A 25,606-nucleotide genomic window follows, 5' to 3' on the forward strand; every position below is an offset into this window, starting at 1 on the left:
GTCGACCCGGCCCCGGGGGGAGGGCTGGTGGACGGGTCGACCGCCGGCGGGGAAAACCCTCCGCGCCCGGGGCGGCGCGGAGGCGTGGAGGCGGGTGTCAGCTCATCGCGTAGCCGCCGCGGCGATCACGGCGGCATCCGGCGCTTGCTCGGGCGTCATCGCGACCTGTTCCGGCGCGACCGGCATCCCGGGGAAGAACACTTTCTGCACGCCGGCGACGATGACCTGGTCGCCGGATTCGAGGCCGGTCTCGACCACGCGCAGGCCGTCGACCACGCGGCCGAGGGTCACGTCGCGGCGCTGCGCGGTGTTGTCGTCGCCCAGCACGTAGACGTACTTGCGGTCCTGGTCGGTGAGCACCGCCTTGTCGTCCACCAGCAGCGCGTCGAACTCGGCGCTGCCCTCGAGCTGCACGCGGGCGAAGAGCCCGGGCGTGAACACGCGGTCGGGGTTGGGCAGCACGGCGCGCGCGCGCACGGTGCCGGTGGCGCTGTCGACCCGGTTGTCGACGAAGTCCACGGTGCCGGCGTGCGGATGGCCCTCTTCGTCCATCAGGCCGACGCGCACCGGGTTGCTGGTCGCGTCGCGCGCGCCGCTGCGCGACAGGGCCTGGTAGCGCAGGAAGGCGCGCTCGTCGGCATCGAAGTGCACGTGCACCGGATCCTGCGAGACCACCGTGGTGAGCAGGGTGGCATCGGCCTGGGCGAGGTTGCCCGCGGTGACCAGGGCGCGCCCGGCGCGTCCGGCGACCGGCGCGCGGACCTCGGTGAACTGCAGGTCCAGGCGCGCCGCGGCCACCGCGGCCTCGGCGGCGCGGACGCCGGCAGCGCCCTCGGCGGACGCGGCGCGCCGGGTCTCGAACTCCTCGCGCGAGATCGCGCGCGCCTCGACCAGCGACTGCGCACGCGTGTGCTGGTTGCGGCTCAGCCTTGCTTCGGCGCGTGCGCGCTCGAGCTGGGCCTCGGCCTGGTCGAGCGCGGCGCGATAGGGGCGCTGGTCGATCACGAACAGCAGATCGCCTTTCTCGACTTCGCTGCCCTCGTCATAGGCCACGCGCTGCACGTAGCCGCTGACGCGTGGCCGCAGCTCGACCGATTCCACCGCGGCGATGCGGCCGCTGAACTCGTCCCACTGCCGCACCGGCGTGTCGACGACGGTGGCGACGCCGACGCCCGGCGCCGGCGGTGCATCGGGGTTGGCCGCTGCGTCGCTGCTGCAGCCCGAACCGGCCAGCGCGATGGCGGCGGCCAGCCCGATCGCGACCAGGGACAGGCGGATGCTGGAATTGATGCTGACGCTGCGGATGTTCATGGCGTGGGGTTTTCCTTGGAAGCGGGGAAGGCCGATGGGAGGGGAGTCGCCGCCATGGCGGCGCCGATCGGAAAGCGGATCAGTGGCTGCGCGCAGCCGCCGCCGTCGAGCAGGTACAGGGCCTGGCGCGCGATCGCGCCGGCGTCGGGCCAGCGTTCGCAGGCGTGGCGGGCGTTGAGCGCGGTGCGTGCCGGCGAGTCGACCGACAGCATCCGTACCCGCAGCGGCAGCGCGCGGGCTTCGTCGTGGAGCACGCGCGCCAGCATCCGCAGCGCCGCGGCGCCGATGGAGTGGTGGCCGTAGCCGGCCCAGGGTTGCTCCGCACCGGGGCCGCCGACCAGCACGTAACCGGCGTCCGGCTGCCGCGCCAGCAGCGGCATCAGGTGGCGCGCGGCGAACAGATGCGGCAGCAGGTCCTCGTCCAGGCGGCGCTGCAGGAAGTCGGCGCGGGCATCGAGCAGGCGGCCGCGTCCGGCCTGGCCGCGGATCGCGGCGACCATGCCGAGTGGCGGCGCGCCCGGGAGCGATTGGATGCGCGCCGCCAGCCGCGCGGCATCGTCGTCGCTGGCGATCGCGGCGGCCAGGGTGACGATCCCGGCGTGGCGGCCGTGCTCGCGTTCGAGCTGCGCCAACCTGCGGGCGTCGCGGGCCACCGCGACCACATCGCGGCCATCGGCCAGCGCCTGTCCGACCACCGCCCGGCCAATGGACCCGGTGGCACCCAGGACAATCAGGCGGCCGCTCATTGTCCCGCCTCCGGGATTTGTTCTCCCGTATCCGGGATGCCGGCGGCGTGATCGGCCATCGCCAGTACCTGGTCCGACAGCCGCCGCGCCAGCGGATACAGCGGCAGTGCCAGCATCGTGGCAATACCCCACGCGTATGCCGTGTCATGCACAAGCCATTGATTTGCAATGAGTGCGAGCAGGGCAAGCAGGTCCACGATGATCAGCGTGGACAGCGCGTTGCGGAGCAGGAGGCGGCGGGTGGAGCGCGACATGACGGACAGCCGTTGCGGGGATGGCCGACAAGATAGGCGCAGGGACGGCACTTGATTAGTCCTCAGATCGGGGAATAATTGTCCCCTCTCTGGTCCAATCCAGTCCCCCGTTCCCGGAGTCACCCCATGAGTCGCGATCTCAACGACACGCTGATCTTCGTCAAGGTGGTGGAACTCGGCAGCTTCATCGCCGCGGCCAAGGCCCTGCGCCTGCCCAAGACCACCGTCAGCCGCAAGGTGCAGGAGCTCGAGGCGCGCCTGGGTGCGCAGTTGCTCCACCGCACCACGCGCAAGCTCGGCCTGTCCGAAGCCGGCAGCGTCTACTACGAGCACTGCCAGCGCATCGCGCGAGAACTCGAAGAGGCCGAGAGCGCGGTCGGCCAGCTGCAGGGCGGTCCGCGCGGCTGGCTGCGCTTCAGCGCCCCGTACTCGGCGGGCATCGCCTGGATCGCACCGCTGCTGGGTGCGTTCCACGCCCAGCACCCGGAGGTGCGGCTGGAGATGTCGCTCAGCAACGAGCAGGTCGACCTGATCGACGGAGAAATCGATCTCGCGCTGCGCATCGGCAACCTGCCCGATTCGAACCTGGTGGCGCGCCGGCTCGCGGTGTTCCGCACCCAGGTCTATGCCAGCCCGGCCTACATCGAGCGCTACGGCGAGCCGCTGCACCCGGACGACCTGCAGCACCACCGCACCCTGGCGATGCAGAAGTCGCGGCGCAACGGCAACTACTACTGGTCGCTCGGCGACGACGGGCAGCGCGCCGAGTACCGCATCGATCCGATCCTGGTCGCCAGCGACCCCGCCGCGCTCAAGGGCGCGCTGCTCTGCGGCGAGGGGCTGATGCTGGCCAGCGACGTCACCGTCAAGGCCTACGCCGAGCAGGGCATGGTGCAGCGCGTGCTGGCCGGCTGGACCGGCCCGGACCTGGACTTCAACGCGGTGTTCCCGCGCGGGCACGTCACCTCGCCCAAGGTGCGCGCCTTCGTCGACTTCCTGGTCGAGCGCCTGTGCTTCGATGCCGACTACATGCAGGCGCTGTGCCCGAACACGCGCTGCCCCGACCAGCGCCAGGAGGTCGTGGCCGAGCTCGACCGGGTGTCGCGGCAGCCGGCGACAGCCGCGGCCACGGGCGGCAAGCGCGGGGACCGCGACCGCGAGTTCGAAAAGGTGGCCTGAGCCGGGGGCCGGGCGAGGGTGCCGCGCGTGGCCCGTCCGCGGCCGGGCCTTCAGCGCTCGGAGTGCCCGCTGTCCTCGTGGCTGCGGCGCACGAACAGGTCCGGCTTGATCAGGTCGATGAACGCGCGCGCCTGCGGCGACAGCACCTTGCCCTTGCGCACCACCACGCCGTAGCTGCGCGCGGGGAACCAGGCGTCCAACGGCCGGATCGCAAGGCGCTGGGCGTCGGCATCGTCCAGGCAGATCGAACTCACGATCGAGATCCCCAGGCCCATGGCCACGTACTGCTTGATCACCTCCCAGCCGCCGACCTCCAGCGACACCGTGTACGGCACCCGCGCCTGCTGGAACACCAGGTCGACCAGGCGCCAGGTCACCTGCCGCTGCGGCGGCAGGATCAGGCCGTGGCGTGAGATGTCTTCGAGCGTCAGGCGCGGAGTGCTCGCCAGCGGGTGGTCGAGCGGCGTGATCAGCATCGGCGTGAACGAGTACACCGGCACGTAGCTGAGGTCGGCGGGCACGTCGAGCATCGAGCCGACCACCAGTTCCACCGTGTCCGCGCGCAGCAGGTCGGTGCCGTCGGCGCTGATGGTGTTGTGCAGGCGCAGGCGCACCTGGGGACGCTGTTCGCGGTAGGCGCCGACGATCCGCGGCAGCAGGTAGAGGATGGTGGAGCTGTTGGCGGCGATCTCCAGCTCGCCGGCGTCCATGCCCGTGAGCTGGCGGCGAAAGGCGGCCGGCAGCGCGTCGATGCCGTCGACCAGCGGGCGTGCCAGTTCGTACAGCGCCTCGCCCTCGGGTGTGGGGAGCATGCGGCGGCCGCTGCGCTCGAACAGCTTCGCGCCCATCTCGCGCTCCAGCGCCTGCAGCTGCTGGCTGACGGCGGGCTGGCTGACGTACAGCGCTTCGGCCGCACGCGACACCGAACCCAGACGCGCGACCTGGCAGAAGGCCCGCAGAGGCTTCAGGCGGTCGCCCTTGTAGGCGAATCGGGGGGTGCGAACAGGGTCCAAGGCCGCATTCTGCCTAAAGTATAAGTACAGATTATCAATCGCATTGTTATATCTGTTTTGTCAAATACTTCGATCCGGGTGGATGGTGGCTGCCCGAACCACTTGCCGGAGCCGACCATGTCCGCAGCCCCCCATTTGGCCGTCGCCGAGGCCCGCATCGCGCCGGGTGCGGACGCCGCGCCCGACCTGCTCGACGACCGTGCCCTGGCGTTCCTGGGCGGTCTGCACCAGCACTTCGAACGCAGCCGGCGGGCCTTGCTCATCGCGCGCCGCGAGCGCCAGGCCGTCTTCGACGGCGGCGGCCTGCCGGACTTCCGCGCCGACACCCGCGCCATCCGCGAGGGTGACTGGACGGTGGCGCCGCTGCCGGTGGCCCTGCTGGACCGCCGCGTCGAGATCACCGGTCCCGTCGATCCGAAGATGGTCATCAACGCGCTCAACTCCGGCGCCAGCTGCTACATGGCCGACTTCGAGGATTCGACCGCGCCGACCTGGGGCGCCCTGCTCACCGGCCAGCGCGCGCTGCGCGAGGCGGTCGCCGGGACGCTCGCCTTCGACGCCGAGGGCGGCAAGTCCTACCGGATGAAGCCCGAGGCCGAGCGCGCAGTCCTGATCGTGCGCCCGCGCGGCTGGCACCTGGACGAGAAGCACCTGCTGGTCGACGGCGAACGGATCTCGGCCAGCCTGTTCGACGCCGGGCTGTTCTGCCTGAACAACGCCGCCGCGCTGGTGGCGAAGGATCGTGGTCCCTACCTCTACCTGCCCAAGCTGCAGTCGATGGAGGAGGCGGCGCTGTGGGACGAGGCGCTGGCGCACGTCGAGCAGGTGCTGGGCCTGCCCGAAGGCTGCATCAAGGTCACCGTGCTGGTGGAGACGCTGCCGGCGGTGTTCGAGATGGACGAGATCCTGCACGCCCTGCGCGGCCGCATCGCCGGCCTCAACTGCGGGCGCTGGGACTACATCTTTTCGTACATCAAGACCTTCCGCGCCCACCGCGGCCGCGTGCTGCCCGAGCGCGGCCAGGTGACGATGACGCAGCCCTTCCTGAAGGCCTATTCCGAACTGCTGGTGCGCACCTGCCACCGCCGCGGCGCGCATGCGATGGGCGGCATGGCGGCGCAGATCCCGATCTCCGGCGACCCCGAGGCGAACGAGACGGCACTGGCGCGCGTGCGCGCCGACAAGCTGCGCGAGGCCGGCGCCGGCCACGACGGCACCTGGGTGGCGCATCCGGCGCTGGTGCCGATCGCGAAGGCGATCTTCGACGAGGCGATGCCGGGGCCGCACCAGCATGCGGTGGCGCGCGAGGACGTCGTGGTCGATCGCGACGCGCTGATCGCGCCGCCGGTGGGAAGCATCACCCGCGCCGGCTTCGAGGGGAATGTCGAAGTCTGCGTGCGCTATCTCGCCGCCTGGCTCGACGGCAACGGCTGCGTGCCAATCCACTGGCTGATGGAGGACGCCGCCACTGCCGAGATCGCGCGCACGCAGCTGTGGCAGTGGCTGCACGCCGGCGACCGCGGCGGCGAGCCGCTGTGCCTCGCCGACGGCACCGTGATCGATGACTGCCTGTTCGAACAGGCGCTGCTGAACCTGCCTTCGCGGTTGGCCGCGGAAGGGCCGATGCCGGGCGCCCCGCGCGTTGCCGAGGCGATCGCGATGCTCGAAGAGCTGACGCGCAGCGACACGCTTGAGGAGTTCCTGACCTTGCCGGCATACGAACGATTGGCCTGAGCGTTCCATCCCCCCCTGTGGGAGCGGCTATAGCCGTGATTCCGGCAACCCCGATCGCGGCTATAGCCGCTCCCACAAAGGCCGTTCCCACCACAAAAGCCCGCACCCGCGATCGCGGCCATGACAGCTCCCACAAGAGCACGCAGCACAATCCCACCGGAGATCCCCACATGAGCACGAAGCTTCCGAACGCCGAAGCCATCCGCAACGATTGGGCCACCAGCCCGCGCTGGGCCGGCATCACCCGCAACTACGCGGCCGAGGACGTCGTGCGCCTGCGCGGCACCGTGCACGTCGAGCACTCGCTCGCGCGCCTGGGTGCGGAGAAGCTGTGGAGCTCGCTGCACGAACGCGACTACGTCAACGCGCTCGGCGCGCTCACCGGCAACCAGGCCATGCAGCAGGTCAAGGCCGGATTGAAGGCGATCTACCTCAGCGGCTGGCAGGTCGCGGCCGACGCCAATCTTGCAGGCCAGATGTATCCCGACCAGTCGCTGTACCCGGCCGACTCGGTGCCCGCGGTGGTGAAGCGCATCAACAACGCACTGCTGCGCGCCGACCAGCTGCATCATGCCGAGGGCGACGACTCGATCGACTTCCTGCAGCCGATCGTGGCCGACGCCGAGGCCGGCTTCGGCGGCGTGCTCAACGCCTTCGAGCTGATGAAGGCGATGATCGAGGCCGGCGCCGCCGGCGTGCATTTCGAAGACCAGCTCGCCAGCGTCAAGAAGTGCGGCCACATGGGCGGAAAGGTGCTGGTGCCGACTCGCGAGGCGGTCGAGAAGCTCAACGCCGCGCGCCTGGCCGCCGACGTCTGCGGCGTGCCGACGCTGCTGGTTGCGCGCACCGATGCCGAGGCGGCCGATCTGCTGACCAGCGACGTCGACGACAACGATCGCCCCTTCACCACCGGCGAGCGCACCGTCGAAGGCTTCTACAAGACCCGCAACGGCCTCGACCAGGCGATCAGCCGCGGCCTGGCCTACGCGCCCTATGCGGACCTGGTGTGGTGCGAGACCGGCAAGCCCGACCTCGGCTTCGCCCGCGCGTTTGCCGAGGCCATCCACGAGAAGTACCCGGGCAAGATGCTGGCCTACAACTGCTCGCCAAGCTTCAACTGGAAGAAGAACCTCGACGACGCGACGATTGCGAAGTTCCAGGACGAGATCGCCACCTACGGCTACAGGTTCCAGTTCATCACCCTCGCCGGCTTCCACGCGCTGAACTACTCGATGTTCAACCTGGCCCACGGCTATGCGCGCCGGCAGATGAGCGCCTTCGTGGAGCTGCAGGAATCGGAGTTCGCGGCCGCCGACAAGGGCTTCACCGCGGTGAAGCACCAGCGCGAGGTGGGCACCGGCTATTTCGACGCGGTGACGCAGGCGATCCAGCAGGGGCAGTCGTCGACGACGGCGCTGGCAGGATCGACGGAGGAGGAGCAGTTCAAGGTCGCGGCGGCTTGATCGCGAGCCCTTAACCCCGCTTGCGGGGGAAAGCGGCGGTCAGAACGGGACGGTTCTTGCTTCCGTGACGTGCGCGATCCGCTCCCCGTCCCAGTGGTACTGGAGATGCGGCCCCTGGTGTACCGGCTTCAACACGTCCGGGTAGAACGCGGCCAGGCAGGTGCCACCCGGCGCACGCACGCTGTCATAGACGATGCCGTTGCCGCCTTCCGTCCGCAACTCGACCGCGAGGCGCTGGCTGGCGACGTAGCTGTCGGGGTCGTGGAGTCCGGGATACCTGCCGCGGATATCGTGCAGCCGGCTGTCGACTTCACCGACGTAGCAGCGCATGTCCAGGACACAGGCGGGTTCGTCCGTGCTGCGCAGGAAGCGCTCCCTGTGGAACACCGTTTCGACCACGGCCGTCTGCTGTTCGCGGGCGCAGTAGTAGACGCCGTACCAGCCGGGGGTGAAGCGCGAGCCTTCCGGATTGAGATGGGTGAAGGCCGCCATGATCGGGGTGGTGCCGGGGCCGGAAATGCGCCTGCGCGCCGGCACCAGTTCGATCGCGCCCAGCTCGTCGCGCACGCGCGGGTTGGTCATCGACTCCAGTTCGTGGAGGGCATCGATGTCCGCGGGGTCGGCGATGGTGTCGAAGACGCCCACGGGCGGGAAGCGGCTGGACACGATCCGGTACGCCGACCGGAACCGCACCCGGGCGACGGGCGCCTGCATCAGCTCCAGCCCCGCTGGGCGTCCAGGTACTGGCGCAGCACGAACAGGTCCGCCACCTGGCCGCCGAGCATCCGGTCCAGCGCCGGGCGGCCGCCAAGCAGCGGCGTCGCGTTCGGGCGGCGGACCCACTCGTCGGCCTGGCGCGCGTTGCTGAAGATCAGGTGCAGCGCCTTGTAGATGCCCAGGACGTAGCTGATGCGCTCCAGGGCGTCGTGCGGGAGCTGGCCGCTGCGATCCCGCTTCCAGCGGAAGAAGGTGGAGCGGCCGGGGCTGCCGAGGAGCACGCGCTCCTGCTCGGCGCTGAGGCGCCAGCGTTCGGTGATGTTGAAGAAGGCGCGCAGGGCGGGGCCGGCGAGGTCGCGGCGGGCCGGTACGTTGACTACCTGGAGATGCGGCATGGTCTCTGTCCCTGTTTGGACTTAAGGACAATTATAGTCCTAAAAGAGACTTTTCGCCAATCCGGGATCAGGCTCCGCCCGGGCGTTTCATGCGGCGACCTGGCCTCGCGGGTCGATCCCCCGATACCCCAGCGCCTCCGCCAGGTGCGCGCTGCCAATGGACTCGCTGCCGGCGAGATCCGCGATCGTCCGCGCCACCCGCAGGATCCGGTGCATCGCCCGCGCCGACAGCTGCAGGCTGTCGATGGCGCGTTCGAGCAGCGCCTGGTCGGTTGCGCCCAGGCGGCAATGCGCCGCGGTCCCGGCCTGGTCGAGGTGGGCGTTGAGCACGCCCGCGCGCGCGCTCTGCCGCGCGCGTGCCGCCTCGACGCGGGCGCGCACGGCGGCACTGGGTTCTCCGGGCGACGCGTCCGGCCGCAGCTCGGCGGACGACACGCGCGGCACGTCGACGTGCAGGTCGATGCGGTCCAGCAGTGGCCCCGACACCCGCATGCGATAGCGCTGCACGGCGTCGACGCCGCACTGGCAGCGGCCGGAGGCATCGCCGGCCCAGCCGCAGGGGCAGGGGTTCATGGCGGCGACGAGCTGGAAGCGCGCCGGGAACTCGCTCTGCCGGGCCGCGCGCGAGACGGTGACCGTGCCCGACTCGAGCGGCTGGCGCAGGACCTCGAGGACATGGCGGCTCCACTCCGGCAGCTCGTCCAGGAACAGGACGCCGTGGTGCGCCAGCGAGATCTCGCCCGGGCGCGGCTCGCTTCCGCCGCCGGCCAGGGCGATGGCGCTGGCGGTGTGGTGCGGCGCGCGGAAGGGGCGCTGCAGCCAGCGCGCGGGGTCGATGCCGCGACCGCTGACCGATGCGATGGCCGCGGTTTCCAGGGCCTCGGCCTCGCTGGCCACGGGCAGGATGCCCGGCAGGCGCGAAGCGAGCAGGGTCTTGCCGCAGCCGGGGCTACCGGAGAGCAGCAGGTGATGCCCGCCGGCCGCTGCGATCTCCAACGCGCGCCGTGCGCGCAATTGTCCCCGCACGTCGGCAAGGTCGGGGATACCGGCGGCGGGGCCGGTGTCGGCGGGACTGGCCTCGGCCTTCGGCAGCGGCCGCTGCCCCGCCAGGTGCGCGCAGACTTCGGACAGCGTGCGCGCCACGCGCACGTCCACGCCGCGGGCGAGCGCCGCCTCGGCGCCGTTGGCGGCGGGCACCACCAGCACCCGCCCCGCTTCGCCGCAGGCCAGCGCTGCCGGCAGCACGCCATCGACCGCACGCAGTTCGCCGGTCAGGCCCAGCTCGCCCAGGAATTCGTGGCCCGACAGCGCCGTGCGCGGCAGCTGTCCGCTGGCCGCAAGGATGCCCAGCGCGATCGGGAGATCGAAGCGGCCGCCGCCCTTGGGCAGGTCGGCCGGCGCCAGGTTCACCGTGGTGACCCGCGGCGGGAACTCGAACTGTGCGCAGCGGATGGCGGCGCGCACGCGGTCCTTGGATTCGCGGACCGCGGCCTCCGGCAGGCCGACCATCGACATCCGCGGCAGGCCCCCGCTCATGTAGACCTCGACCGTCACCTCCGGCGCGCGCACGCCGGCGCGTGCACGGCCGTGCACGATCGCGAGACCCGCCATGGCAGGTGCCTCAGTGCGGCTGTTGCGGCGCCGCCGGCGGCGCAGGGCTGCCGCCGGCAAGCTGCGCCTCGAGCTGCGCGACCTGCGCCTGCAGCGCCTCCAGCTTCTCGCGGGTGCGCAGCAGCACCGCGCGCTGGACGTCGAACTCCTCGCGGGTCACCAGGTCCAGGCGCGACAGCCCGGCCTGGAGCACGGACTTGAAGTTTTCCTGCAGCTCCTCGCGGCCCTCGCGCAGGCCGGGGGGCACCAGGCTGCTGAGGCGGCGGGCGAGGTCGTCGATGTGGCCGAGGTCGATCATGGGGGTGTCCTCCGGTGTGGCAGTCAGCGTGCCCGCCGCGCGCGCGGCGCGCCATCGGCCCGGCGCGCGCATGCGGGTGGGAAAAGCCCGTCGCCCGTGCCGGGCCGCGTTATGCTGCGCGCACTGCAAGCGGAGGCTGCGTGATGAAGATGATCATGGCGATCATCAAGCCGTTCAAGCTCGACGACGTGCGCGAAGCGCTCTCGGAGGCCGGCGTGGCCGGCATCACCGTGACCGAGGTGAAGGGCTTCGGCCGCCAGAAGGGCCACACCGAGCTCTACCGCGGCGCCGAATACGTCATCGACTTCCTGCCCAAGATCAAGCTGGAGGTCGCGGTGACCGACGACCAGGCGGAGCTGGTCACCGAAGCGATCCTGAAGGCCGCGTCCACCGGCAAGATCGGCGACGGCAAGGTCTTCGTCTACGACCTCGAGCGCGCGGTGCGCATCCGCACCGGCGAGCTCGACGTCGACGCGCTGTAGGTCAGCCCAGAGCCTCGGCCACGAACGGAGGCAGCACCTGCGCCGCCTTGTGGATGTCGACGCTGTAGTACTTCGTCGCGAACGCCTTCGCGCGCGCGTCGTCCTCGCGGAAGCCGAAGCCACGGCCGCCCTTGCGCGCCAGCGTGCAGCTCCACCAGCCGCTCGGATAGCAGGGCTGCGGGAACGGCAGGGTCTGGAAGCTGTCGAAGCCGGCCTTGCCCATCTCGGCGCGCATGGCCTGGATCAGTTCCAGAAGCACCAATGGGGACTCCGACTGCTGCACCAGGATGCCGTCGTCCTTGAGCGCGCGGAAGCAGCTCTCGAAGAAGCTCTTGTTGAACAGCCCCTCGGCCGGGCCGATCGGGTCGGTCGAATCCACGATCACCACGTCCAGGCTGCCCGGCGCGCAGTTCGCCATGTAGGCGATGCCGTCGTCGAACAGGATCTCGGCGCGCGGGTCGCCGTTGGACTCGCACAGCTCGGGGAAATACTTCTCCGCCATGCGCGTGACCTGCTCGTCGATGTCGCACTGCACGGCCTTCGCCACGCCCGGGTGGCGCAGCACCTCGCGCAGCGTGCCGCAGTCGCCACCGCCGATGATCACCACCTGCTTCGGATCGGCGTGGGTGAACAGCGCCGGGTGCGTCATCATCTCGTGGTAGAGGAAGTTGTCGCGCGCGGTGACCATCATCGCGCCGTCGATCAGCATGACGTTGCCCCAGTCGGTCGATTCGTAGATCTCGATCTTCTGGAACGGCGACTGCACCTCGTCGAGCTTGGCGCTCACGCGGTAGCCGATGGCGGAGCCGGAAGGGTCGAAGTTCTCGTAGAGCCAGTGCGGGGCGCTCATGGGCGGAGTCCGGGATGCGGAAGGGGAAGGCCGCGGATTGTAGCGGACCCCCACGCCGCGCCAGTGACGCGGCAGGTGTCCACGGCCCGCGGCGCCACGGCGGCTTAGAATGTCCGCCTCCCCCATGCCGACGGATTCCCGCCCATGACCGCCTGGTCCATCGACCACGCCCGCAAGACCTATTCCATCCCGCACTGGTCCTCGGGCTATTTCGACGTCGATGACGCCGGCCGCGTTGTCGTGCGCCCGCGCGGCGCCGGCGGCCCGTCGATCGCCCTGCCCGAGGTCGTGGACCGCGCGCGGGAGCAGGGCGCACACCTGCCGATGCTGGTGCGCTTCCCCGACGTGCTGGGCGACCGCCTGGGCGCGCTGCAGTCGGCGTTCGCGCAGGCGCAGGCGGACTGGGAGTACGAAGGCGGCTACACCGCGGTCTACCCGATCAAGGTCAACCAGCACCGCGGCGTGGCCGGGACGCTGGCCTCGCACGCCGGCGAAGGCTTCGGCCTCGAGGCCGGCAGCAAGCCGGAGCTGATGGCGGTGCTGGCGCTGTCGCGCCCGGGTGGCCTGGTGATCTGCAACGGCTACAAGGACCGCGAATACATCCGCCTGGCCCTGATCGGCCGCAAGCTCGGCATGAACGTCTTCATCGTGGTCGAGAAGCCCTCCGAGCTGAAGCTGGTGATGGAAGAGTCGAAGGCGCTGGGCGTCGAGCCCGTGCTCGGTGTGCGCATGCGCCTGGCCTCGCTGGGCGCGGGCAAGTGGCAGAACTCCGGCGGCGACAAGGCCAAGTTCGGCCTCAGCCCGCGGCAGCTGCTGGACCTGTGGAAGTCGCTGCGCGACTCCGGCATGGGCGGTGCGCTGAAGCTGCTGCACTTCCACATGGGCTCGCAGATTTCCAACGTGCGCGACATCGCGCGCGGCATGCGCGAGGCCACGCGCTACTTCGTCGAGCTGTCGCAGCTGGGCGCGTCGATCGACTACGTCGACGTCGGCGGCGGCCTGGGCATCGACTACGAGGGCACGCGCTCGCGCAGCTACAACTCGGTCAACTACGGCATGGCGCAGTACGCGTCCAACATCGTGCAGCCGCTGGCCGACGCCTGCGCCGAGGCCGGCCTGCGGCAGCCGCGCATCGTCACCGAATGCGGGCGCGCGATGACCGCGCACCACGCGGTGCTGGTGGCCAACGTCTCCGAGGTCGAGGCCGCGCCCGAGGGCCGCGTGCCCGACGAGCACGACGACGAGCCCGCGGTGATCCGCCACCTGCGCGAGATCCAGTCCGAACTCGACGAGCGCCCGGCGGTGGAGCTGTTCCACGAGGCCCAGCACCACCATGCCGAGGGCCTGAGCCTGTACGCGCTCGGCCAGCTCGACCTGGTGCACCGCGCGCGCATCGACGACCTGTTCTATGCCATCGCCCACGCGGTGAAGGCGCGGCTGACCTACGACGAGAAAAGCCACCGCACCGTGCTCGACGAGCTCAACGAGCGCCTGGTCGACAAGTACTTCGTCAACTTCAGCGTGTTCGAGTCGATGCCCGACGTCTGGGCGATCGACCAGGTGTTCCCGATCGTGCCGATCGAGCGCCTGGACGAGGCGCCCACGCGCCGCGGCACCATCGCCGACCTGACCTGCGACTCCGACGGCAAGATCGACACCTACGTCGAGAACGAGGACCTGGACACGTCACTGCCACTCCATGAACTGCGCGCCGGCGAGAGCTACCGCCTTGGCTTCTTCCTGGTCGGCGCCTACCAGGAGATCCTGGGCGACATCCACAACCTGTTCGGCGACACCGATGCGGTCGAGGTGAAGGTCGACGGCGACGGCTATGCCATCACCCAGCAGCGCCGTGGCGATACCACCGACGTGATGCTCGATTACGTCGGCTACGCGCTGGACGACCTGCGTGCGACCTACGACGCCAAGGTGGCGGCGGCGAACCTGCCCGCCGAAGAATCAGCTCGATTGCGCGATGCGCTCGAGGCCGGGCTGACCGGCTATACCTACCTGGACGACTCGCCGCTGGACTGAGTGGCGGTCTTCCGGGCTTTCGGACTAACGCCGTCGCATTCCGGACACTCGCGAAGCCCGTCAAAGCCCTTGATCCGGGCGCAGCTGACTGGGAGGGGCGTCGTGTACTTCCAACTGCATGTGCGGCAGTACGCCGGTGCCGGCCTCAGGCCCGCGGGTCGGCAAGCATCAGCGCTGCTTCGAGCACCGGCTTCGCCCAGCCGGGAGTGCGGCCGAGCGTTTCCGCATCGGTCGGCCAGGCGAGTCGACGGTCTTCCATTTGCAGCAACAGGCGCGGGTTCGGGACGGGCGCTCCCGGCTCGGCATCCGCGCCGTTGTCGTACACCTGCAGCTGCGACAGGTGCGGCAGCAGCGCGATCAGGTTGGCGAGGGACGAGACGTGGCGCTCGCGGATTTTTGCCGCGGGTATGTCGTGGCCGCCGCCGGCCACGCGCAGCCGCACGCGGGCGATGTGGTGCTCGGGCGAGTCCAGCCCGCAGAACCACATCGCGATGTCGTGTGTCGCAACGGCGGCGCGCAGTCTCGCGGCGATGGAGTTGCCTCCCAGCGTGGTTTCGAAGGCGTAGTCGCGACCCCGGGCAGCGGCGTCGTCCAGGCGGCGCACGCCCTCGCACCACGCGATCCCGTTGGCTTCGGCCAGTGCGCAGCCGGTGAGGGTTGCCCATTCGCGGGCATAGGCATCAGGGTTGAACCAGTCCAGTCCCGCCTGCGTCAGTGCACGCCCGCCCAGAGAACTCTTGCCGGCGCCGTTGACGCCGGCCAGGACGTAGATCAAGGGGCGCGGCATGGCCTAGAAGCCTTCGCCGGCGATCACCTTGCCGTCGAGCTTGAGGGGCTTGCGCAGGATGGCGCGCAGCTTGTCGTTCGCTTCCGGCGTATCCAGCGACTTCAGGCGCTCGTCGAACCTGCGGCGCAGGGTGTCCAGTGCGGCTTCGTCGCGTGCGTTCGCGCCATGCATCAGGCGGTGGTACTCCGCTACCGGCAGGATCACCGCCTCGGGCTCGTTGTGGTTGGTCACCACGACCTTGCCTTGGCGGGCGACGACCTTCATCACGCCGCGCCAGCCCAGCTTCTTGACGTCCGAGGCCGGGGTGCGGGGCAGGTCTTCCAAGGCGTCGGCCTGATGGGGGGCTGGCATGGTGGTGCTCCGGTGGAAAGCAGGTCCAATATAGCCTTTTGGACCATATTTGCCTGAATGGCCTTGGCTCTGTGGCGGCCATCACGGCGCCAGCAGGAGGGTTGTCGCGGCTGTGGCCGCTCCTACAGCGGCGGCGGGGCTTTCCAGGGGGCGGCGACCAGGAGCACGCCGAGCAGTACGAGGATCGCGCCCGTCACCCGCGTCCAGTCCGCCGGCCGTTGCGCCTGCAGCACGCCGTAGTGGTCGAGCAGCATCGACGCCACGACTTGCCCGAACACCGCCAGGCAGATCGCGGCGGCGGCGCCCACGCGCGGGATCAGCAGGGTGAACACCGCCACGTAGACCGCGCCCAGAACGCCACCGATCCAGATCCACGCGGGGAAGCGCGCGTCGGGCGTGGCGCCGAACGGCGTGCGCGCAACCAGCAGCCACGTACCCAGCATCACGCTGCCGACCAGGAAGGACACGAAGGCCGCCATCACCGGCCCGTGCAGCGCGGTGGCCAGGCGTGCGTTGACCAGCCCCTGCAGCGGCAGCATGGCGCCGATCGCCACGATCGCGAGCATGGCCAGCCAGGGGTTCACCGCGGCCGGCTCCCGGGCGTGGCGCACACGCCAACCGCGGCCGGTCGCCCGCGGCGGCAGTGCGTGGCGGGGCTCACGACGCCGGCTCCCGATGGATCTGCAGCCCCGCGAGCGACTGGCTCACCGGCATCACTTCCAGGCGGTTGATGTTGAGGTGCGGCGGCAGGGTGGCGATCCACCAGGTGGATTCGGCGATGTCGGCGGCGGTGATCGGCTGCGTGCCGGCATACAGCGCGTCCGATGCGGGCCGGTCGCCACCGGTGCGCACCAGCGTGAACTCTGTCTCCGCCAGGCCGGGCTCGATCACGCTCACGCGCACGCCGGTGCCGTGCAGGTCCGAACGCAGGTTGAGCGAGAACTGCTCGACGAAGGCCTTGGTCGCGCCGTAGACGTTGCCGCCGGGATAGGGATACAGGCCGGCGATGGAGCCGATGTTGACGACCGCACCGCGGCGCGCGATCAGCGTCGGCAGCAGGCGGTGGGTCATGGTCACCAGGGCGGTGACGTTGGTGTCGATCATCTGCCGCCACTGCGCAAGGTCGCTGGCCGGCGCGGGGGCGGTGCCGAGCGCGAGCCCGGCGTTGTTGACCAGGAGGTCGATGCCGCGGAAGGGCTCGGGAATCGCATCGAGCGCGGCGGCCATGGCGTCGGCGTCGCGGATGTCGAAGCAGGCGGTGTGCACGCGGTCCGGCCCCAGACGCGCGGCCAGGGCATCGAGCCGGTCCTGGCGGCGTCCGGTGGCGACGGCGCGCCAGCCGGAGGTCACGAAGCGTTCGACGATCGCGGCGCCGAAGCCGGCGGTGGCGCCGGTGACGAGCAGGGTTTTCATGCGCCGGATTCTACGCCGGGCGGCGATGGGGCCGGCACGGCGCGCATCGCGTCGCTCCGGCCGCGGGCGCTCAGCGCGCCCGGATCGCCAGCGCTTCGAGGCCGCCGTTGCCGAGCTTCTGCTTGGCCTCGGCCAGCTCGGACGCGGTGCCGTAGGGGCCCATGCGCACGCGATGCATGGTGCGGCCCTCGATCTCGGCCCGCTCCACGCGGGCGACCAGGCCAAGCATGGCGATGCGCGCCTTGAGCGCTTCGGCATCGCTGTTGCTGGCGAAGGAGCCGGCCTGGAGGATGTAGCGGGCGCCGTCGGCGGCCGGCGCAGTGGCCGGTGCCGGGCGCGCGGGCGCCGGCTGCGTGGTCGTCGGTGCGGTCGCGGGCGTGGCGGTGCCGGCCAGGTCCGCGGCGTCGGCGTCGCGCTCCTGCTGCTGTGCCGCGCGCTCGCGGTCCAGCAGCTCGCGCTGGCGCTCCTGCTCGGCGCGCGCGCTGGCTGCCAGTTCGGCATCGGTCATCGCCACTTCCTGGCCCGGAAGCAGGTCGTAGAACTCGTAGCGGGTCCCGGGCGGCGTCTCGCTGCCCGCGGCGCTGGCCGGGCGCGCCGGAGCCGGCGCGTCTTCCGCCACGCTTTCCTCGCCCGCAGTGCTGGCGGCGGCCGGGCGCGCGTCGGGGTTGGGCGTCGGGCGGAAGAAGCCGGGTTCGCCATCGGACTTGAACAGCTTTGGCGCCGCCATCACCACCAGGATCGTCAGCAGGACGCCGATGACCATCCACGCCCAGCCGGGCAGCGGCGCGCTGCTGCCGCTGTTGCGCCGGGCCTGGGACTTGCCACGCTTGACTGCCACTTACATCGCCTCCGGGGCCTGTACGCCCAATACGCCAAGTCCGTTTGCCAGTACCTGGCGCGTCGCCAGCGCGAGCGCCAGGCGGCCGTCGCGGACGTCTGATTCATCGACCAGGAACTGATGGTCGTTGTAATACGACTGGAAGGCCTGTGCCAGTTCCAGCAGGTACTGCGCCACCAGGTGCGGCTCCAGCAGCTGTCCGGCCGTGGCCAGCAGCTCGGGCCAGCGGCTGATCGACGTCACCAGCTCGAGCGTGGCGGCGCTGTCCAGGTCCAGGGGCTGCGCCAGGCCGTTGTCGAGGTCGAAGGCCAGGCCGCGCTCGCCCATCTGCCGCAGCAGGCCGCAGATGCGCGCGTGCGAGAGCTGCACGTAGTAGACCGGGTTGTCGAGCGACTGGCTGCGCGCCAGGTCGATGTCGAATACCAGCTGCGAGTCGGGCTTGCGCGCGACCAGGAACCAGCGCGTGGCGTCGCGGCCGGCTTCGTCAACCAGGTCGCGCAGGGTCAGGTAGCTGCCTGCGCGCTTGCTGAGCTTCACCTCTTCGCCGCCGCGCATCACGGTGACCATCTGGTGCAGCACGTATTCGGGGTAGCCCTGCGGAATGCCCTTGCCGAGCGCCTGCAGGCCGGCCTTCACACGCGCCAGCGAGCCGTGGTGGTCGGCACCGAGCTCGGTGATCGCGCGCTCGTAGCCGCGCTCCCACTTCGACAGGTGGTAGGCGACGTCGGGCACGAAGTAGGTATACGTGCCGTCGGACTTGCGCATCACGCGGTCCTTGTCGTCGCCGAAGTCCGTGGTGCGCAGCCACAGCGCGCCGCCTGCCTCGTAGGCGTGGCCGCCCTCGACCAGCTGGCGCACGGTGTCCTCGACCTTGCCGTCGGCATACAGCGACGATTCCAGGTAATACACGTCGAAACCGATGCCAAAGGCGGCGAGGTCGCCGTTCTGCTCGTTGCGCAGGTACGCCACGGCGAAGCGGCGGATGGCGTCGATGTCCTCGGCGTCGCCGGTGCCCTGGATCACATGGCCTTCGACGTCGATGCTGGCGCCATCGAGGAAGGCGCGGGCCACGTCGGCGATGTAGTCGCCGCGGTAGCCGTCTTCGGGCCAGCCGTCGTCGTCGGGGCGGATGCCGCGCGCGCGCGCCTGCACCGACTTCGCCAGGTTTTCGATCTGCACGCCGGCGTCGTTGTAGTAGTACTCGCGTTTCACGTCCCAGCCGTTGGCGTCGAGCACGCGCGCGATGCAGTCGCCGATCATCGCGGCGCGGCCGTGGCCGACGTGCAGCGGACCGGTGGGGTTGGCGGAGACGTACTCGACGCCGGCCACGCGCCCGCCGCCGCTGGCGTTGCGGCCGTAGGCCTGGCCCTGCGCGTGCACTTCGCGGAGCTGGCGCTGCCATGCCGCCGGCGAGAGGCGGACGTTGAGGAAGCCCGGACCCGCGATCTCGACCGCGGCGATGTCGCCGCCGAGCGGGATGGCGGCGGCGAGCGCCTGCGCGATCGCACGCGGGTTGCTGCGCGCGGGTTTGGCCAGCAGCATCGCGGCGTTGCTGGAGAAGTCGCCATGCGCGCGCTCCTTGGGCCGCTCGATCACGAAATCGGGCGTGGCCAGGTCGGCGGGCAGGGTGCCTTGTTCGCGGAGGGAGGCGATGCCCTGATCGACCAGGGCCTTGAGCGTGGATTTCACAGGGATCGGGGCAGGAACGTACGGCCGCACATTGTACGCGAGGCGCGTGCCCCGCCCGGTGATGGCGGGCCTCACACCCAGCCGCGGGCGGCCAGCGACACCGGCGCGCCGTCGCCGATCACGAAGTGGTCGAGCAGGCGCACGTCGACCAGGTGCAGGGCCTGCTTCAGCCGGGCGGTGACCGCGCGGTCGGCGGCGCTGGGTTCGCTGCTGCCGCTGGGATGGTTGTGGCCGACGATGACCGCCGCCGCGTTGTGCCCCAGCGCACGGCGCACGACCTCGCGCGGATGCACCTCGGCGCCGTCGACGGTGCCGCGGAACAGTTCCTCGAAGGCCAGGGCGCGGTGGCGGGTATCCAGGAAGAGCGCGGCGAATACCTCGCTGGGATGCCCCCGCAGGCGCTGGGCGAAGTAGCGGCCGGCGGCGTGGGGATCGGTCAGGGCCTCGCCGCGCTCCAGCCCTGCGGCCAGGTGGCGGCTGGCGAGCTCCAGCGCGGCGGTCAGCTGGCAGGCGCTGGCCGGGCCGAGGCCCGGCAGCTTTACCAGCTCGGTGGCGGGGCGGTCGAGCAGGCGCCGCAGCGGGCCGTGGTCGGCCAGCAGGCGGCGCGCGGTGGCGACCGCGTCCAGCCCGCGCACGCCGGAGCCGAGGAACAGCGCAAGCAGCTCCGCGTCCGACAGCACCGCGGCGCCGCGGGCGAGCAGTTTTTCGCGCGGACGTTCGCCGCTGGGCCAGTCGCGGATGTGCATGGGCGTGTGCCTCGGAGTGGATGGTCGTCGGCCGCCGACGCATCGCGGCAGGGGTGGAACCGCGAGGCGGGTCGGAAGGGGGCGCCTGCGCCGGCAGCCGACGTGGGGCCATTGCATGCGATCGACGGGCGCGCCGCCGCCGGGGGAGCATGGCCGTTCGGGTAAGCTGTCCGACCCCTGCCGGGTCAGGACACTCCGATCGCGCATGGCCAAGACGGACAGCCAACTCGAAGGCGAGCGCATCCTGCTGTGCGTGTGCGGCGGCATCGCCGCGTACAAGTCGGCCGACCTGGTGCGTCGCCTGCGCGACGCCGGTGCGCAGGTGACGGTGGCGATGACCGAGGGCGCGGCGCACTTCGTCGGTGCCACCACCTTCCAGGCGCTGTCGGGCCAGGCCGTGCGCACGTCGCTCTGGGATCCCGCCGCCGAGGCCGCGATGGGCCACATCGAACTCGCGCGCTGGGCGACCCGGGTGCTGGTCGCGCCGGCCACGGCCAACACCCTGGCCAAGCTCGCGAACGGCTTGGCCGACAACCTGGTCACCACCCTGTGCCTGGCCACCACGGCACCGCTGGCGCTGGCGCCGGCGATGAACCACCGCATGTGGCTGCACCCCGCGACGCAGGCCAACATGGCGCTGCTGCGCGAACGCGGCGCGCTGGTGGTCGGCCCCGTGGATGGCCCGCTGGCCGAGGGCGAATCCGGCCCGGGACGCATGGCCGAGCCGCTGGACATCGTCGCCGCGCTGGCGGCCGCGAACGCATGAGCCGCGACGCACTCGCCGGCCTGCGCGTGCTGGTCAGCGCAGGCCCGACCTTCGAAGACATCGACCCGGTGCGTTTCATCGGCAACCGCAGCAGCGGCAAGACGGGTTTCGCGATTGCCGCCGCCGCCGCGCGCCGCGGCGCGGAGACGGTGCTGGTCGCCGGGCCGGTGGCGCTGGAGACGCCGGCGGGCGTCGACCGCCGCGACGTGCGCTCGGCCGCGCAGATGCACGCCGCCGTGCTTGCCGCGCTTCCGGCGGACATCTATATCGGTGCCGCCGCGGTCGCCGACTTCACTCCGGCCACCGTGGCCGAAGGCAAGATCAAGAAGCGGCCGGGCAGTGAGGGCCTGGTGCTGGAGCTGGTGCGCACCGCCGACATCCTCGCCGACGTCGCCTCGCACGCACTGCGGCCGCGCCTGGTCGTCGGCTTCGCCGCCGAGACCGGCGACCTCGACGCCAACGCCCGCGAAAAACTGCAGCGCAAGCGCATCGACATGATCGCCGCCAACCGGGTCGGCATTGCCGGCAGCGGTTTCGAAGCCGACGACAACACCCTCCACGTCTTCAGCGCCGACGACAGGCAGGTGCTCGGCCCGGCGCCAAAGACCGAGCTCGCCGACGCGCTGCTCGACCTCGTCGCCGCGCAGCTGCGATGAACCCATGCCAGGACGCCCGCCGCCCATGCAGCACACGCTCGACCTGAAGATCCTCGATCCGCGCATCGGCGGCGAATGGCCGCTGCCGGCCTATGCCACCGACGGCAGCGCCGGCCTCGACCTGCGCGCGGCGATCGACGCGCCGCTGGAGCTCGCCGGCGGCGACACCGCGCTGGTGCCCAGCGGTATCGCCATCCACATCGCCGATCCCGGCCTGTGCGCGATGGTGCTGCCGCGCTCGGGACTCGGCCACCGCCACGGGCTGGTGCTGGGCAACGGCACCGGCCTGATCGATGCCGATTACCAGGGCCCGCTGATGGTGAGCCTCTGGAACCGCTCGCGCGCGACCTACATCGTGCAGCCCGGCGACCGCATCGCGCAGCTGGTGCTGGCACCGGTCGTGCGCGCGGGGCTGCGGGTAGTGGATACTTTCGAACAAAGCGCGCGGGGCACGGGTGGCTTTGGCCACACCGGCACGCGCTGAGGGGAGACACCGGATGGATCTGAAGGCTTCGAACAAGACCCGGCAGCTCATGGTGCACGGACGGCCCTGGCTGATGCTGCTTGGCGCAGCGGCGGTGCTGCTGGCGCTGTGGCTGGCCTGGACCGGCTGGCGGCAGATCCAGGACGGCACGCGCCGCGACCAGCTGTCCATCAACCGCGACGCGCTGGTGCAGTCGGTCGCGCGTTCGCTGGGCAACGAGCTGGAGCGGATGGGTGAACGCGTGGACTCGGCGCCGGTGCGCGAGGCGCTGGCCGCCGGGGACTTCGACGCCGCGGCCGAGGCGCTGGGCCGGGACTGGCCGAACATCGAGCATGCCGCGATCCACGACGTCGACCTGGCCGAGGCCTACGACACGGTCGCCGAGGCCGGCTACGGCCGCATCGCCGTCGCCGAAGCCGCGATCACCGAGGGCAAGCCGGTGCTGGGCGTGGTGCGCGACGGAGGCGGTCCACGACTGGCCCTGGCGGCGCCCGCACGCGTCGACGATGCCGTCGTCGGGGTCGCCTACGTGCGCCTGCCGCTTGCGCGCGCGACCTCGGGCCTGGACACCGTCGACGTGCCGGGTTCGACCTATCTCGCGCTGCGCCAGGACGGTTTCACGCTGGCCGAGCGCGGCGATGCGAAGTACGCCGTGTCGGCCGAACGCATGGCGGTGCCCGTGCCCGGCACCGGCCTGCGCGTGGCCGCCGGCCTGCCGCCGCGACCGGCGGCGCTGTTCGGACTGGGGGCGGTGCCGTCGTTCGTGGTGGCCGCGATCCTGCTGCTGCTCGGCTACCTGCTTTCACGCCTGCCGTCGATCGTCGGCAGGCCGGAACACGAGGACACGGGTGACGCGCCCACGCTGGAACAGGCGCTGGAGCTGGAGCCCGGGGACGGGGTCGACGGGGCCGGTGAGGCCGGTGAGGCCGGTGAGGCCGGTGAGGCCAGCGAGGTCGCGGCCGCGCCGGTGCGCGCAGTGGCCGCCGTCAAGGTGCCGGTGGCGATCGATCCCGGCATCTTCCGCGCCTACGACATCCGCGGCATCGTCGGCCAGTCGCTGGACGTCGGCGTTGCCGAGCTGATCGGCCACGCCATCGGCTCGCTGATGCACGAGCAGGGCCTGAAAGACATCGTGATCGGCCGCGACGGCCGCCTGTCCGGCCCCGACATGGTGGCCGGCCTCACCACCGGCCTGCGCAAGGCCGGGCGCGACGTCATCGACATCGGCATGGTGCCCACGCCGGTGGTGTACTTCGGCGCCTACCACCTGCGTACCGGCTGCTGCGTGTCGGTGACCGGCAGCCACAACCCGCCCGACTACAACGGCTTCAAGATCGTGGTCGGCGGCGAGACCCTCTCGGGCGCCGCGGTCACCGACCTGTACGCGCGCATCGCCGAGGACCGCCTGCACACCGCGCCCGCGCCGGGCGGCGTGACCGAACGCGACATCGCCGACGACTACGTCGAGCGCATCGCCTCCGACGTCCAGGTCGACCGCCCGCTGAAGGTCGTGGTGGACGCGGGCAACGGCGTCGCCGGCGAAATCGGCCCGCGCGTGCTCGAGGCCATCGGCGCCACCGTCGAGCGGCTGTTCTGCGAGATCGACGGCACCTTCCCAAACCACCATCCGGACCCGAGCGAGCCGCACAACCTCGTCGACCTGATCGAGATGGTGAAGCGCTTCGACGCCGACCTGGGCATCGCCTTCGACGGCGACGGCGACCGCCTGGGCGTGGTCACGAGGGACGGCGAGAACATCTTCCCCGACCGCCTGCTGATGCTGTTCTCCGCCGACGTGCTCGAGCGCAACCCGGGCGCGGTGATCGTGTACGACGTGAAGTGCACCGGGCGCCTGCAGGGCCACATCCTGCGCCACGGTGGCAGTCCGCTGATGTGGAAGACCGGGCACTCGCTGATCAAGGCGAAGATGCGCGAAACCGAAGCCGAGCTCGCCGGCGAAATGAGCGGCCACTTCTTCTTCGGCGAGCGCTGGTACGGCTTCGACGACGGCATCTACGCCGCCGCGCGCCTGCTGGAGATCCTGGCCTCGCGCCCCGAATCGCCCAGCGAGGTCCTGTCCGCGCTTCCGGCCGGCATCGCCACGCCGGAGATCAAGGTCGACGCCCCCGGCGGCGACCCGCATGCCTTCGTCGAGCGCTTCGTCGCGCGGGCGACGTTCGAGGGCAATGCGCGTCCCTCGACCATCGATGGCCTGCGCGTGGACTTCCCCGACGGCTGGGGCCTGGTGCGCGCCTCCAACACCACCCCGGTGCTGGTGCTGCGCTTCGACGCCGACAGCGAAGAGGCCCTGGACCGCATCCGCGGCGAGTTCCGCGAGCAGCTGCTGGCGATCGATCCCGACCTCCCGCTTCCCTTCTGACCGCGACCCTTCCCCCGCCCGCTGTTTCCCTAACCGCCCTTCATGCCCCGGTAGCGCTCCAGCGCCCCGTCGAGGTCGCTTCCCAGCGACGCCCGATCGGCCAGCTGCCGCTGCATGATCCCCTGCTGCCGCAGCAGGTCACCGTGCTGCGACCGGATGCCCTCGGCCAGCGCCTTGCCCACCGGCTGCTCGAGCAGCTCGCGCTCGGCTGCCTGGCGCAGCAGCGACAGCAGGCTCTGGCGCAGGTTGGCGAGGCTCAGCTCGGAGGTCTTCAGCGACTCTTCCACCAGGGTGATGCGCTCGCCGTAGGCGCGGCGCAGGTCGCTCTCGGTGGCGTAGGACTCGACCATCGCCAGGTCGCGGCGGTGGCGCTCGGCCTCGGCCAGCTCGGCATCGGCCGCGGCGCGGGCGGCCAGCGCCGCTGCGGTGCGCTCGTCGTCGGTCAGCGCCCGCGGGACCTCGCCGGTACGGTTGCCGCTGGCAGCGCTGATCTCGGTGCGGGCGCGATCGAGGGCGTCGGTGGGCAGCGTATCGCCGCAGACCTGGACGCCGTTGTCGTCCCAGCAGTAGAGCTTCTTGTCGGTCGGCGCCTTCTGCGCCGCGACCGCCAGCGGCAGCGCGACAAGCATGACGCCGGCAATGCAATGCATGGTCTTCATCGTATCCGTCCCCCCGGTCGGCCGAATCAGGTGGCCGCGCTGCCGTAGCGCGCGCGGTAGGCGAGCAGGCGCTCGCGCTCGGCTGACAGTGTCGCGTTTTCACCGGTGAACGCAAGCAGGTCATCGAGCCCTGCAATGGCCACCACCGGCACCCCTTCGTTGGCGGCCACCAGCGCTGCGGCCGAGCGGCGGTCGCCGGAACCCTCGTCGAGGACTTCCTGGCGGTCCAGCGCGATCGCCACGCCGGCCGGGATGCCGCCGCCGGCGCGGATCAGGCCCAGGGCCTCGCGCACGGCGGTGCCGGCGGTGAGCACGTCGTCGACCACCAGCACGCGCTTTCCGTCCAGCGCCGCGCCGACCAGGGTGCCGCCCTCGCCGTGGTCCTTGGCTTCCTTGCGGTTGTAGGCCAGCGGCAGGTCGCGGCCGCGGCGGGCGTACTCGCAGGCCAGCGCGGTGGCCAGCGGGATGCCTTTGTAGGCGGGGCCGAACAGCAGGTCGAACTCCAGCCCGGCGGTGTCGATGGCGTCGGCATAGCAGGCGGCGAGCGCGACGAGCGCGGCGCCGGAATCGAAGCGCCCGGCGTTGAAGAAGTAGGGGCTGGTGCGGCCGGATTTCAGCGTGAACCCGCCGAAGCGCAGGGCCTCGGCCGCCAGTGCCAGCTGCAGGAACCGGGAGCGGTGGTCGGACATGGCGTTTGCTGGGCGGCCTCGGCGGGGCGGCCATGGTAACAAGCCGCCGGCAGCATGGCCG

25 protein-coding genes and 1 pseudogene are annotated in these 25,606 nt (G+C 71.1%); 8 read left to right on the plus strand and 18 right to left on the minus strand.

Going from position 1 to position 25,606, the window contains the following annotated elements; all coding sequences use genetic code 11:
• Nucleotides 1-102 precede the first annotated feature (102 nt).
• From E2169_RS10885 to E2169_RS10895, 3 genes are read right to left on the minus strand one after another with little or no spacing between them, the layout of a single operon-like run.
• Nucleotides 103-1,311 carry an efflux RND transporter periplasmic adaptor subunit gene (locus E2169_RS10885; protein WP_132986623.1) on the minus strand — a complete coding sequence of 403 codons (1,209 nt, stop codon included), beginning with the start codon at nt 1,309-1,311 and terminating at the stop codon, nt 103-105.
• A complete protein-coding gene (locus E2169_RS10890; protein ID WP_132986624.1) occupies nt 1,308-2,057 on the minus strand; it encodes an SDR family NAD(P)-dependent oxidoreductase in 750 nt (249 codons plus the stop codon). Before E2169_RS10890 ends, E2169_RS10885 begins: the two co-directional genes overlap by 4 nt.
• Complete coding sequence (locus tag E2169_RS10895; protein WP_132986625.1) at nt 2,054-2,311, minus strand: hypothetical protein; 258 nt, start codon at nt 2,309-2,311, stop codon at nt 2,054-2,056. Before E2169_RS10895 ends, E2169_RS10890 begins: the two co-directional genes overlap by 4 nt.
• A 126-nt stretch (nt 2,312-2,437) precedes the next feature.
• On the opposite strand from E2169_RS10895, the gene E2169_RS10900 reads away from it, so the two are divergent.
• Nucleotides 2,438-3,490, plus strand: coding sequence for a LysR family transcriptional regulator (locus tag E2169_RS10900; protein WP_132986626.1), 1,053 nt, complete (start codon nt 2,438-2,440; stop codon nt 3,488-3,490).
• A 50-nt stretch (nt 3,491-3,540) separates the two neighbouring features.
• Here E2169_RS10900 and E2169_RS10905 read toward each other — a convergent pair whose 3' ends face one another.
• The gene (locus E2169_RS10905) at nt 3,541-4,503 is read right to left on the minus strand and encodes a LysR family transcriptional regulator (protein WP_132986627.1); all 963 of its coding nucleotides are present in this window, start codon (nt 4,501-4,503) and stop codon (nt 3,541-3,543) included.
• A 117-nt stretch (nt 4,504-4,620) separates the two neighbouring features.
• Between E2169_RS10905 and aceB the strand changes: the two genes are divergently transcribed.
• Both aceB and aceA read left to right on the plus strand, forming a co-directional pair.
• Nucleotides 4,621-6,237, plus strand: coding sequence for a malate synthase A (gene aceB / locus E2169_RS10910; protein WP_132986628.1), 1,617 nt, complete (start codon nt 4,621-4,623; stop codon nt 6,235-6,237).
• Between the two features lie 170 nt (nt 6,238-6,407).
• The gene (gene aceA, locus E2169_RS10915; RefSeq protein ID WP_132986629.1) at nt 6,408-7,700 is read left to right on the plus strand and encodes an isocitrate lyase; all 1,293 of its coding nucleotides are present in this window, start codon (nt 6,408-6,410) and stop codon (nt 7,698-7,700) included.
• Nucleotides 7,701-7,739: 39 nt separating this feature from the next.
• On the opposite strand, the gene E2169_RS10920 is transcribed toward aceA, so the two are convergent.
• The 4 genes from E2169_RS10920 to ubiK form a co-directional block, all read right to left on the minus strand.
• Nucleotides 7,740-8,414: an RES family NAD+ phosphorylase gene (locus E2169_RS10920; RefSeq protein WP_132986630.1), complete on the minus strand. Its 675-nt coding sequence runs from the start codon at nt 8,412-8,414 to the stop codon at nt 7,740-7,742.
• Nucleotides 8,414-8,812, minus strand: coding sequence for an MbcA/ParS/Xre antitoxin family protein (locus tag E2169_RS10925; protein ID WP_132986631.1), 399 nt, complete (start codon nt 8,810-8,812; stop codon nt 8,414-8,416). Before E2169_RS10925 ends, E2169_RS10920 begins: the two co-directional genes overlap by 1 nt.
• An 87-nt stretch (nt 8,813-8,899) precedes the next feature.
• Complete coding sequence (locus E2169_RS10930) at nt 8,900-10,423, minus strand: YifB family Mg chelatase-like AAA ATPase (RefSeq protein ID WP_132986632.1); 1,524 nt, start codon at nt 10,421-10,423, stop codon at nt 8,900-8,902.
• Between the two features lie 10 nt (nt 10,424-10,433).
• Complete coding sequence (gene ubiK, locus E2169_RS10935) at nt 10,434-10,721, minus strand: ubiquinone biosynthesis accessory factor UbiK (RefSeq protein ID WP_132986633.1); 288 nt, start codon at nt 10,719-10,721, stop codon at nt 10,434-10,436.
• Between the two features lie 143 nt (nt 10,722-10,864).
• Between ubiK and E2169_RS10940 the strand changes: the two genes are divergently transcribed.
• A complete protein-coding gene (locus E2169_RS10940) occupies nt 10,865-11,203 on the plus strand; it encodes a P-II family nitrogen regulator (RefSeq protein ID WP_132986634.1) in 339 nt (112 codons plus the stop codon).
• Between the two features lies 1 nt (nt 11,204).
• Here E2169_RS10940 and speE read toward each other — a convergent pair whose 3' ends face one another.
• Nucleotides 11,205-12,053, minus strand: coding sequence for a polyamine aminopropyltransferase (speE, locus tag E2169_RS10945; RefSeq protein ID WP_132986635.1), 849 nt, complete (start codon nt 12,051-12,053; stop codon nt 11,205-11,207).
• A 144-nt stretch (nt 12,054-12,197) separates the two neighbouring features.
• Here speE and speA point away from each other — a divergent pair, with 144 nt between their 5' ends.
• Entirely contained in the window at nt 12,198-14,087 is a 1,890-nt protein-coding gene (gene speA / locus E2169_RS10950; RefSeq protein WP_132986636.1) for an arginine decarboxylase, read from the plus strand.
• Between the two features lie 145 nt (nt 14,088-14,232).
• Here the strand turns inward: speA and E2169_RS10955 are convergent, their stop codons facing one another.
• From E2169_RS10955 to radC, 7 genes are all read right to left on the minus strand, one after another.
• Complete coding sequence (locus E2169_RS10955; RefSeq protein WP_132986637.1) at nt 14,233-14,874, minus strand: ATPase; 642 nt, start codon at nt 14,872-14,874, stop codon at nt 14,233-14,235.
• Between the two features lie 3 nt (nt 14,875-14,877).
• Nucleotides 14,878-15,225, minus strand: a complete 348-nt coding sequence (locus E2169_RS10960) for a type II toxin-antitoxin system prevent-host-death family antitoxin (RefSeq protein WP_132986638.1) — start codon at nt 15,223-15,225, stop codon at nt 14,878-14,880.
• Nucleotides 15,226-15,347: 122 nt separating this feature from the next.
• Entirely contained in the window at nt 15,348-15,809 is a 462-nt protein-coding gene (locus tag E2169_RS10965) for a DMT family transporter (RefSeq protein ID WP_132986639.1), read from the minus strand.
• A 73-nt stretch (nt 15,810-15,882) separates the two neighbouring features.
• Nucleotides 15,883-16,638 carry an SDR family NAD(P)-dependent oxidoreductase gene (locus E2169_RS10970; RefSeq protein ID WP_132986640.1) on the minus strand — a complete coding sequence of 252 codons (756 nt, stop codon included), beginning with the start codon at nt 16,636-16,638 and terminating at the stop codon, nt 15,883-15,885.
• A 70-nt stretch (nt 16,639-16,708) separates the two neighbouring features.
• Nucleotides 16,709-17,476 (minus strand): SPOR domain-containing protein, encoded by a 768-nt coding sequence (locus E2169_RS10975; RefSeq protein WP_132986641.1) that lies wholly within the window; start codon nt 17,474-17,476, stop codon nt 16,709-16,711.
• On the minus strand, nt 17,477-19,165 hold the full coding sequence (gene argS / locus E2169_RS10980) for an arginine--tRNA ligase (protein WP_132986642.1): 1,689 nt from the start codon (nt 19,163-19,165) through the stop codon (nt 17,477-17,479).
• A 71-nt stretch (nt 19,166-19,236) separates the two neighbouring features.
• Entirely contained in the window at nt 19,237-19,911 is a 675-nt protein-coding gene (gene radC / locus E2169_RS10985; protein WP_132986643.1) for a RadC family protein, read from the minus strand.
• 205 nt (nt 19,912-20,116) lie between these two features.
• Between radC and coaBC the strand changes: the two are divergent.
• The 3 genes and pseudogenes from coaBC to E2169_RS11000 all read left to right on the plus strand — a co-directional run bounded on the left by coaBC (nt 20,117) and on the right by E2169_RS11000 (nt 24,197).
• Nucleotides 20,117-21,333: pseudogene (gene coaBC, locus E2169_RS10990) on the plus strand (bifunctional phosphopantothenoylcysteine decarboxylase/phosphopantothenate--cysteine ligase CoaBC).
• Between the two features lie 4 nt (nt 21,334-21,337).
• Entirely contained in the window at nt 21,338-21,817 is a 480-nt protein-coding gene (gene dut, locus E2169_RS10995; RefSeq protein WP_229659224.1) for a dUTP diphosphatase, read from the plus strand.
• A gap of 13 nt (nt 21,818-21,830) precedes the next feature.
• Nucleotides 21,831-24,197 carry a phosphomannomutase/phosphoglucomutase gene (locus E2169_RS11000; protein WP_229659223.1) on the plus strand — a complete coding sequence of 789 codons (2,367 nt, stop codon included), beginning with the start codon at nt 21,831-21,833 and terminating at the stop codon, nt 24,195-24,197.
• A gap of 29 nt (nt 24,198-24,226) precedes the next feature.
• On the opposite strand, the gene E2169_RS11005 is transcribed toward E2169_RS11000, so the two are convergent.
• Both E2169_RS11005 and pyrE read right to left on the minus strand, forming a co-directional pair.
• Nucleotides 24,227-24,856 carry a hypothetical protein gene (locus E2169_RS11005; protein ID WP_132986644.1) on the minus strand — a complete coding sequence of 210 codons (630 nt, stop codon included), beginning with the start codon at nt 24,854-24,856 and terminating at the stop codon, nt 24,227-24,229.
• A gap of 26 nt (nt 24,857-24,882) precedes the next feature.
• Nucleotides 24,883-25,545, minus strand: coding sequence for an orotate phosphoribosyltransferase (gene pyrE / locus E2169_RS11010; protein ID WP_132986645.1), 663 nt, complete (start codon nt 25,543-25,545; stop codon nt 24,883-24,885).
• Between the last annotated feature and the right edge of the window lie 61 nt (nt 25,546-25,606).

Origin of the sequence: Luteimonas terricola (assembly GCF_004352845.1) — a bacterium.
Classification (GTDB): Bacteria; Pseudomonadota; Gammaproteobacteria; order Xanthomonadales; family Xanthomonadaceae; genus Luteimonas; species Luteimonas terricola.

Bases quoted from the DNA above. Each gene is read 5' to 3' on its own strand.
- E2169_RS10885 (WP_132986623.1), bottom strand. From the start codon at position 1,311: ATGAACATCCGCAGCGTCAGCATCAATTCCAGCATCCGCCTGTCCCTG.
- E2169_RS10890 (WP_132986624.1), bottom strand. From the start codon at position 2,057: ATGAGCGGCCGCCTGATTGTCCTGGGTGCCACCGGGTCCATTGGCCGG.
- E2169_RS10895 (WP_132986625.1), bottom strand. From the start codon at position 2,311: ATGTCGCGCTCCACCCGCCGCCTCCTGCTCCGCAACGCGCTGTCCACG.
- E2169_RS10900 (WP_132986626.1), top strand. From the start codon at position 2,438: ATGAGTCGCGATCTCAACGACACGCTGATCTTCGTCAAGGTGGTGGAA.
- aceB (WP_132986628.1), top strand. From the start codon at position 4,621: ATGTCCGCAGCCCCCCATTTGGCCGTCGCCGAGGCCCGCATCGCGCCG.
- aceA (WP_132986629.1), top strand. From the start codon at position 6,408: ATGAGCACGAAGCTTCCGAACGCCGAAGCCATCCGCAACGATTGGGCC.
- E2169_RS10920 (WP_132986630.1), bottom strand. From the start codon at position 8,414: ATGCAGGCGCCCGTCGCCCGGGTGCGGTTCCGGTCGGCGTACCGGATC.
- E2169_RS10925 (WP_132986631.1), bottom strand. From the start codon at position 8,812: ATGCCGCATCTCCAGGTAGTCAACGTACCGGCCCGCCGCGACCTCGCC.
- E2169_RS10930 (WP_132986632.1), bottom strand. From the start codon at position 10,423: ATGGCGGGTCTCGCGATCGTGCACGGCCGTGCACGCGCCGGCGTGCGC.
- ubiK (WP_132986633.1), bottom strand. From the start codon at position 10,721: ATGATCGACCTCGGCCACATCGACGACCTCGCCCGCCGCCTCAGCAGC.
- E2169_RS10940 (WP_132986634.1), top strand. From the start codon at position 10,865: ATGAAGATGATCATGGCGATCATCAAGCCGTTCAAGCTCGACGACGTG.
- speE (WP_132986635.1), bottom strand. From the start codon at position 12,053: ATGAGCGCCCCGCACTGGCTCTACGAGAACTTCGACCCTTCCGGCTCC.
- speA (WP_132986636.1), top strand. From the start codon at position 12,198: ATGACCGCCTGGTCCATCGACCACGCCCGCAAGACCTATTCCATCCCG.
- E2169_RS10955 (WP_132986637.1), bottom strand. From the start codon at position 14,874: ATGCCGCGCCCCTTGATCTACGTCCTGGCCGGCGTCAACGGCGCCGGC.
- E2169_RS10960 (WP_132986638.1), bottom strand. From the start codon at position 15,225: ATGCCAGCCCCCCATCAGGCCGACGCCTTGGAAGACCTGCCCCGCACC.
- E2169_RS10970 (WP_132986640.1), bottom strand. From the start codon at position 16,638: ATGAAAACCCTGCTCGTCACCGGCGCCACCGCCGGCTTCGGCGCCGCG.
- radC (WP_132986643.1), bottom strand. From the start codon at position 19,911: ATGCACATCCGCGACTGGCCCAGCGGCGAACGTCCGCGCGAAAAACTG.
- dut (WP_229659224.1), top strand. From the start codon at position 21,338: ATGCCAGGACGCCCGCCGCCCATGCAGCACACGCTCGACCTGAAGATC.
- E2169_RS11000 (WP_229659223.1), top strand. From the start codon at position 21,831: ATGGATCTGAAGGCTTCGAACAAGACCCGGCAGCTCATGGTGCACGGA.
- E2169_RS11005 (WP_132986644.1), bottom strand. From the start codon at position 24,856: ATGAAGACCATGCATTGCATTGCCGGCGTCATGCTTGTCGCGCTGCCG.
- pyrE (WP_132986645.1), bottom strand. From the start codon at position 25,545: ATGTCCGACCACCGCTCCCGGTTCCTGCAGCTGGCACTGGCGGCCGAG.